Genomic DNA, 6,813 nt, shown 5'->3' with positions numbered 1-6,813 from the left:
GCTCATCGCCGCCCTGTTGCTGGTGGGGATGGCGCTGCCGACCCTGACTCATGAGTCCCCTTTCCCCATCGCCGGGGATCTCATCACCGACATCTATCTGTTCGCCATCTTCCGCTTCTTCTTCTCCCTCTCGGGGCTCGACAGCGGCAGCATGTTTGCAGGGATCGGTGCCCGCCGCGAACTGACCCTCGGCATTCTGGTAGAGCCCATTCTGGTGCTCGCCTGCTTCATCATGGCGATGATGGTGGGCAGCTCGGATCTGGGCAACATCAGCAGTTATGTGGCGACCCAGCCGCTGGCCGCGCCCATCGCCACCCTGCTGGCCGGCGCCGCCTGCGCCTTCGCGGTGTTTGTCGAGATGGGCAAGCTGCCCTTTGACTGCGCCGAAGCCGAGCAGGAGCTGCAGGAGGGGCCGCTCACCGAGTATTCCGGTGCGGGCCTGGCCCTACTCAAGCTCTCCATCGGCCTCAAGCAACTGGTGGTGGTGCAGCTCTTTTTGGTGATTTTCCTGCCCTTCGGCAAGGCGGCCAACTGGAGTCTGCCTGCGCTCATCGTCGCGGCGCTGATCCTCGCCTGCAAGCTGCTGGTGGCCTTTTTACTGGCTGGCATCATCGAAAACGCCATGGCCCGTACCCAGTTCGTGCGCACCCACAAGCTCACCCGCTACGGGTTGGGGCTGGCACTGCTGGCGCTGCTCGCCTATCTGGTCGGGATCTGAATCATGCCCGCCAGCACAGCAACTTTTTCCGATTTCATCATTTGTGAATGCTCATTCCCGAACATTAAAGTGAGAACTGCATGACCATCGCCATTTCGGATCGCATCGGCTGCGACTACATCCAGCAGGTGCGAGCACAACTGCCCCACGCCATCGTCGACGAGGAGTGGCAAACCGCCGATCAGGCCACCATCACCGTCAAGCCCACCAGTCTGGTCGAAACCGCCAGCCTGATCTTCCACCAGCTGGGGGGCTGGCTTCCGCTCTCCTTTGCCAATGACGAGCGCAGCCTCAACGGTCACTTCGCCGTCTACCACGTCTTCTCCATGGAGGGCGACACCAAGTGCTGGATCACCGTCAAGGTGCTGGTGGATGCCGATACTCAGGAGTACCCCTCCATCACCCCGACCATTCCGGCGGCGGTGTGGGGCGAGCGGGAAATCCGCGACATGTACGGCCTGCGCGCCATCGGCCTGCCGGACGAACGCCGTCTGGTACTGCCGGATGACTGGCCGGAGGATATCCACCCGCTGCGCAAGGACGCCATGGATTATCGCCAGCGCCCGATGCCCACCACCGACACCGAGACCTACCCCTTCGTCAACGAGCTGGGCAGTGATGCCAACCGCATCGTGCCGGTCGGCCCGCTGCACATCACCTCGGATGAACCGGGCCACTTTCGTCTGTTCGTCGATGGCGAAGACATCATCGATGCCGACTACCGCCTCTTTTATGTCCATCGCGGCATGGAGAAGCTGGCGGAAACCCGCATGGGCTACAACGAAGTGGCGTTTCTGACCGACCGGGTCTGCGGCATCTGCGGTTTTACCCACAGCGTCGCCTACACCACCTCGGTGGAGAACGCCATGGGTATTCCGGTGCCGGAGCGGGCCAAGATGATCCGCGCCGTGTTGCTGGAGGTGGAGCGCCTGCACAGCCATATCCTCAACATCGGCCTGTCGAGCCACTTCACCGGTTTCGACACCGGCTTCATGCAGTTCTTCCGGGTGCGGGAGAAATCCATGACCCTGGCCGAGCTGCTGACCGGCGCCCGCAAGACCTACGGCCTCAACCTGATTGGCGGGGTACGCCGCGACATCTTCAAGGAAGATCGCATCAAGGGTGCCCAACTGGTGCGGGAACTGCGTGATGAGCTCAAACCCCTGGTGGCCATGCTGCTGGATACCGCCAATATCTCCTCCCGCCTCATCGGTATCGGCAAGCTCGACCCGCAAATTGCCCGCGATTTCAGCTGCGTCGGCCCCATGGTGCGGGCGAGCGGCTTCAAGCGCGACGTACGTCGGGTCCACGACTTTGCTGGTTACCGCGAGCTGCCGATGGAGATCCAGACCAAGGCGGGTTGCGATGTGCAATCCCGGGTGCTGGTGCGGATCCACGAGCTCTACGACTCCCTCGACATGATTGAGTTCGGCCTTGAGCACCTGCCGGAGGGGCCGCTTTTGACCGAAGGCTTCACCTACCAGCCGGGCAAGTTTGCGCTGGGCTTTACCGAAGCGCCCCGCGGCGAGAACGTCCACTGGAGCATGACCGGGGACAACCAGAAACTGTTCCGCTGGCGCTGCCGCGCCGCCACCTACGCCAACTGGCCCGCCCTGCGCTACATGCTGCGCGGCAATACCGTGGCGGATGCGCCGCTCATCATCGGCAGTCTGGATCCCTGCTACTCCTGTACTGACCGGGTCACCCTGGTCGACCCCAAGAAGGGCAAATCCACCGTGGTCTCCTACAAGGAGATCGAGCGCTACGGCATCGATCGCAAAAACTCTCCGCTGAAATAAGGGGTCATCATGATCAAGCTGTTCAAGACCATCCTCAAGGCTGGCACCCCGACCGCCAAGTACCCCTTCGCCCCTTACGAGGTGAACCGGGATTTTCGCGGCAAACCCAAATATCAGGCGGATCAGTGCATCGCCTGCGCCGCCTGCACCAAGGCCTGCCCGGCCAACGCGCTGGTGATGGAAGTGGACATGGAGACCGGCGAACGGCGCTGGGAGATCTCCATGGCGCGCTGCATCTTCTGCGGCCGCTGCGAGGAGGTCTGCCCGACCCGCGCCATCGCCCTCTCCCCCGAGTTCGAGCTGGCGGTGACCAACAAGGCGGATCTCTATGAGGAGGCGCGCTTCGCGCTGGCCCCCTGCACCCTTTGCGGCACCTACTTTGCCCCGAGCAAGCTGGTGGCGCTGGTGGAGGATACCCTCAAGCAGGCGGGCACGCCGCTGGCGACCCCGGAAAGGCTGCACCACTGCCCCGACTGCAAACGAAAACAGAGCATGCTGAGCCAGCCTGACTCGGCCCTGATCACACCGATAGCCACACCGATGGCCGCACAAAAGGAGTGGATGTGATGAGCAAGATCAAAGGCATAGAACCGGTTGTCGGCCATGCCCATACCCGCGCCGTGCCGCTGGCACAGGATCCCGAGATCACCAAACTCAAGAAGACCCTGCTCAAGGACATTCGCCGCTCGGCCTATGTCTACCGGGTCGATTGCGGTGGCTGCAACGCCTGCGAGATCGAGATCTTCGCCACCATCACCCCGCTGTTCGATGCCGAGCGTTTCGGCATCAAGGTGGTCGCCTCCCCCCGTCACGCCGACATCCTGCTCTTTACCGGCGCGGTGACCCGGGCAATGCGGGTACCGGCCCTGCGCGCCTACGAGGCGGCGCCCGATCCCAAGATCTGCATTGCCTACGGCGCCTGCGGCTGTGACGGCGGCATCTTCCACGACCTCTACTGCGTCTGGGGCGGCACCGACAAGATCGTGCCGGTGGATGTCTATATTCCGGGCTGCCCCCCCACACCGGCGGCCACCATCTACGGCTTTGCGGTGGCGCTCGGTCTGCTTGAGCAGAAACTCAAAGCCACCAGCCACGAGGTGCAACCGGGTGAGCGGGTCGAGCTGCGCCACACCGGCATCCCCAACGAAATCCGGGTGATGATCGAGCGCGAAGCGCGCCGCATGGCCGGTTATCGTCAGGGGCGGATCATCGCCGACGAGTTTATGGCCCTGCTCGAAGGGGCGACCCAGCAGGATGTGGATCTGCGCATCCAGAGCTACCTCGATCAGCACGACGATCCCCGTCTGGCGGAGATCGTCAACAACCTCGCAAACGCCTGCCTCAACCGAGCGGCCGGCAAGGGAGAGGCAGTGCATGGCTGACGAGGTTTTCTTCTATCGCCTCTCGCGCAAGTTCGTCGACGAGCAGTTTGACGTGCCGGAAGAGGCAAAGGAGGTGATGTACTACAGCCTCGCCATCGGCCACCACCTCGGCATCGTCGATTGCCTGCGAGCAGACCTGGTCTGCTCGCTGATCGGTTATCGCGACTGGGTAGCCAAGCTGCCAGAGGGGAGTGAAGCGCGCCGCAAGATGGAGGGGTTTCTCACCTTTGGCGAGATCACCATCTATCGCGAGCACTGCCATATGCTGGCCTGCGCCTTCGACCGACTGCGCAAAGCCGAAGGCGTGCTCGATGAGCAGGAGCTGGGCTGGACCAACACCTTTATGGATCAGCTGACCGCCCTCTTTAACGACCCCCATATGTACCTGATGGTAAGGAGCCGCTGATGGGCTGCAATCTCGTGTTGACCGTGGGCAATGCCATGATGGGGGACGACGGTGCCGGCCCCTACCTCGCCGACAAACTGCAAGCCGCTCCCCTGCCCGGTTGGATCCATATCGACGGCGGCATCGCGCCGGAAAATGTGGTCTACAAGGTGCGGGAGCTGCAACCGGAGCGGGTGGTGCTGGTGGATGCCGCCGAGATCGGCGAAAAGGCGGGAACCCTGCAGGTGATCCCCCCCGAGACCATCGCCGAGATGTTTATCTTCTCAACCCACAATATGCCGCTCAATTTCCTGATCGACGAGCTCAAGACCTTTGTCCCAGAGGTGATCTTTGTCGGGGTACAACCGGCCATCGTGGCGTTCTCCTTCCCGATGACCGAGATGGTGAGCGAGGCGATGGATTATCTTTATCAGCATCTTGATGCCGCCAAAGATACCAGCTTGTTAATAGAACAACTGGACCAGTGGAATATTGCCAACGCCGAGCGATAACTATTTATCGAGTTGTTAACGACCGTTATTGACCGACGGTTCCGGTAATGTGATCGAGGCCCGATGTTAAATTAAAAACATCGGGCTAATTGTGCTGAACTTGATATAAAACAAGGTTATTTGAATTTTTCAAAAAATCGCTAACCCTCGCTTTTTTATGACAAAAAAAGCGTTGCCAGTCACAGAAATTTGCCACAAAATGGCGACCGTTACGGAAGTTGATGGGGTCTGGTGGCCTCCTCGGTCTTCAAAACCGATGTGAGCCGAGAAGGCTTTGGCAGGTTCGATTCCTGCCTCTTCCGCCAAATTTATCTATTGAAAAAATACTCTCTCGTTGAGTTTATCTGCCCGAGTTTTATTTTCATCGTTTGTTCAATATGTTTGAAAGAATACCTTAGTAAAGGTGCTTGCCGCTTGCCAATATAATCCGAACTCAGGTTATCTCGCTGGCCAGAAATTAATTTATCAGCATCAATGCAGCATTAATTTATACCCGCTCATTGATGCACCCAGTTTGCAGTCATCCGCAAATCGCCAGCAGTGCCATAACCCGTCAGCTCGGCCTCTCTATCGGCAAACCGGTGCGCATCCCGAACCCACGCACTGCACTGGTAATCCCATGCCGAACTCGTCTCACGCGCCAGCCATCCCCCATCGCCAGCCCGCATCAGGTCAGGCTGCCGACGATTCACAGCAACAGCCCAGCCAGCAACCAACGCTCCGTCTGCCACAAGTAGAACAGCTGCTGCAGCAACCTTTTCTCGCCGGGTTTATCGAGGCGCTGAGCCGCCCGCTGGTGACCCAGGCGGTGCGCGACACCCTGAGCGAACTGCGCCAGAGCGAAGATTTTCGCCAGCATGGCGTCGCCCCCGAGCAGATCGAGGCGCTGATTGCCAAACGCTGTCGGCAGCAGTTGCGCCAGCGTCAGACCCGGGTGATCAACGCCACCGGCACCCTGGTGCATACCAATCTGGGACGTTCGCCGTTAAGTCATGAGCTGTGGGACGAGGTGCGTGACCTCAACACCGGGTACAACAATCTGGAGCTGGATCTCACCACCGGCAAGCGCGGTGGGCGCAAGGGGCTGCTCGCTCCCCTGCTCGGTTGCCTAACCCAGGCCGAGGATTCGCTGGTGGTCAACAACAACGCCGCTTCGCTCTTTTTGCTGCTGCAGGAGATAGCCAAGGGACGCGAGGTGATCGTCTCGCGGGGCGAACAGATCCAGATTGGCGGCGGCTTTCGCATCCCCGACATTCTGGCGCTCTCCGGCGCCAAGCTGGTGGAGGTGGGCACCACCAATATCACCACCGCCAAAGATTACCTCGATGCCATCACCGATCAGACCTCGCTGGTGCTGATGGTGCACAAATCCAATTTCGCCATTCGCGGCTTTACCGAATCCCCCGATATTGGCGAGGTAGCCCGCGCCCTGCCGGAACAGGTGGTGCTGGCGGTGGATCAGGGCTCGGGCTTGACCACCGAAGAGTTTGCGCTGGATGAAACCTCGGTGCGCCAGTACATCAAGGCGGGAGCGGATCTGGTCTGCTACTCCGGTGACAAGCTCTTGGGGGGCCCGCAATCGGGCATCATCAGCGGCCGCAGCGACCTTATCAAGCGGCTGGAAAAACACCCCATGATGCGCACCTTCCGCCCAAGCCGCATCGTCTACTCCCTGCTGGAACGCCTGCTCATCCACAAGCTCAACAAATCTCCCGTCGGCGAGGGTATTGCCCAACGGACTTTGAGCAACCCTGCCGCCATGCAGGCGAGAGCCGACCAGCTGATGGCCGCCCTGCCCGGCTGCTTTGTGCCCGTCCCCGCCCAGCTGGTGGTGGGTGGTGGCACCTTGCCGGACGAGTTCTACCCGGCCCCTGCGCTCGAATGCACAGACCCGCGCCCGGCCCAGCAGCTGCTCGATGATTTGCGCGAACTGCCCGTCCCTGTCATCGCCACCGTGCGCCAGCAGAAGGTGCTGCTCAATATGGCCACCCTGCTGCCGACCGAGATGGAACTGCTG

At 60.8% G+C, this 6,813-nt stretch carries 7 protein-coding genes and 1 tRNA gene; all 8 read left to right on the top strand.

Annotated features, from left to right (window positions below; translation table 11 throughout):
• The coding region (locus AACS18_RS20900) for a respiratory chain complex I subunit 1 family protein (RefSeq protein WP_108613206.1) at nucleotides 1-718 on the top strand (718 nt) is incomplete at its 5' end.
• A gap of 80 nt (nucleotides 719-798) precedes the next feature.
• Complete coding sequence (locus AACS18_RS20895) at nucleotides 799-2,517, top strand: hydrogenase large subunit (RefSeq protein ID WP_017784116.1); 1,719 nt, start codon at nucleotides 799-801, stop codon at nucleotides 2,515-2,517.
• Between the two features lie 9 nt (nucleotides 2,518-2,526).
• Entirely contained in the window at nucleotides 2,527-3,084 is a 558-nt protein-coding gene (locus AACS18_RS20890; RefSeq protein WP_005345227.1) for a formate hydrogenlyase complex iron-sulfur subunit, read from the top strand.
• Nucleotides 3,084-3,899 carry an NADH-quinone oxidoreductase subunit B family protein gene (locus tag AACS18_RS20885; protein WP_005301886.1) on the top strand — a complete coding sequence of 272 codons (816 nt, stop codon included), beginning with the start codon at nucleotides 3,084-3,086 and terminating at the stop codon, nucleotides 3,897-3,899. Before AACS18_RS20890 ends, AACS18_RS20885 begins: the two co-directional genes overlap by 1 nt.
• Nucleotides 3,892-4,305 (top strand): formate hydrogenlyase maturation HycH family protein, encoded by a 414-nt coding sequence (locus AACS18_RS20880; protein WP_108613205.1) that lies wholly within the window; start codon nucleotides 3,892-3,894, stop codon nucleotides 4,303-4,305. The genes AACS18_RS20885 and AACS18_RS20880 overlap by 8 nt, the downstream gene beginning before the upstream one ends.
• Nucleotides 4,305-4,796 carry a hydrogenase maturation peptidase HycI gene (hycI, locus tag AACS18_RS20875; RefSeq protein WP_108613204.1) on the top strand — a complete coding sequence of 164 codons (492 nt, stop codon included), beginning with the start codon at nucleotides 4,305-4,307 and terminating at the stop codon, nucleotides 4,794-4,796. Before AACS18_RS20880 ends, hycI begins: the two co-directional genes overlap by 1 nt.
• A gap of 213 nt (nucleotides 4,797-5,009) precedes the next feature.
• Nucleotides 5,010-5,101: transfer RNA gene (locus AACS18_RS20870), tRNA-Sec, on the top strand.
• A gap of 314 nt (nucleotides 5,102-5,415) precedes the next feature.
• The coding region (selA, locus tag AACS18_RS20865) for an L-seryl-tRNA(Sec) selenium transferase (RefSeq protein ID WP_108613203.1) at nucleotides 5,416-6,813 on the top strand (1,398 nt) is incomplete at its 3' end.

This window comes from Aeromonas sp. HMWF015 (assembly GCF_963878965.1).
Taxonomy (GTDB): Bacteria; Pseudomonadota; Gammaproteobacteria; order Enterobacterales; family Aeromonadaceae; genus Aeromonas; species Aeromonas veronii.
Note: the sequence above shows the minus strand (reverse complement) of the source record. Positions and strands in the feature narration are given on the sequence as shown.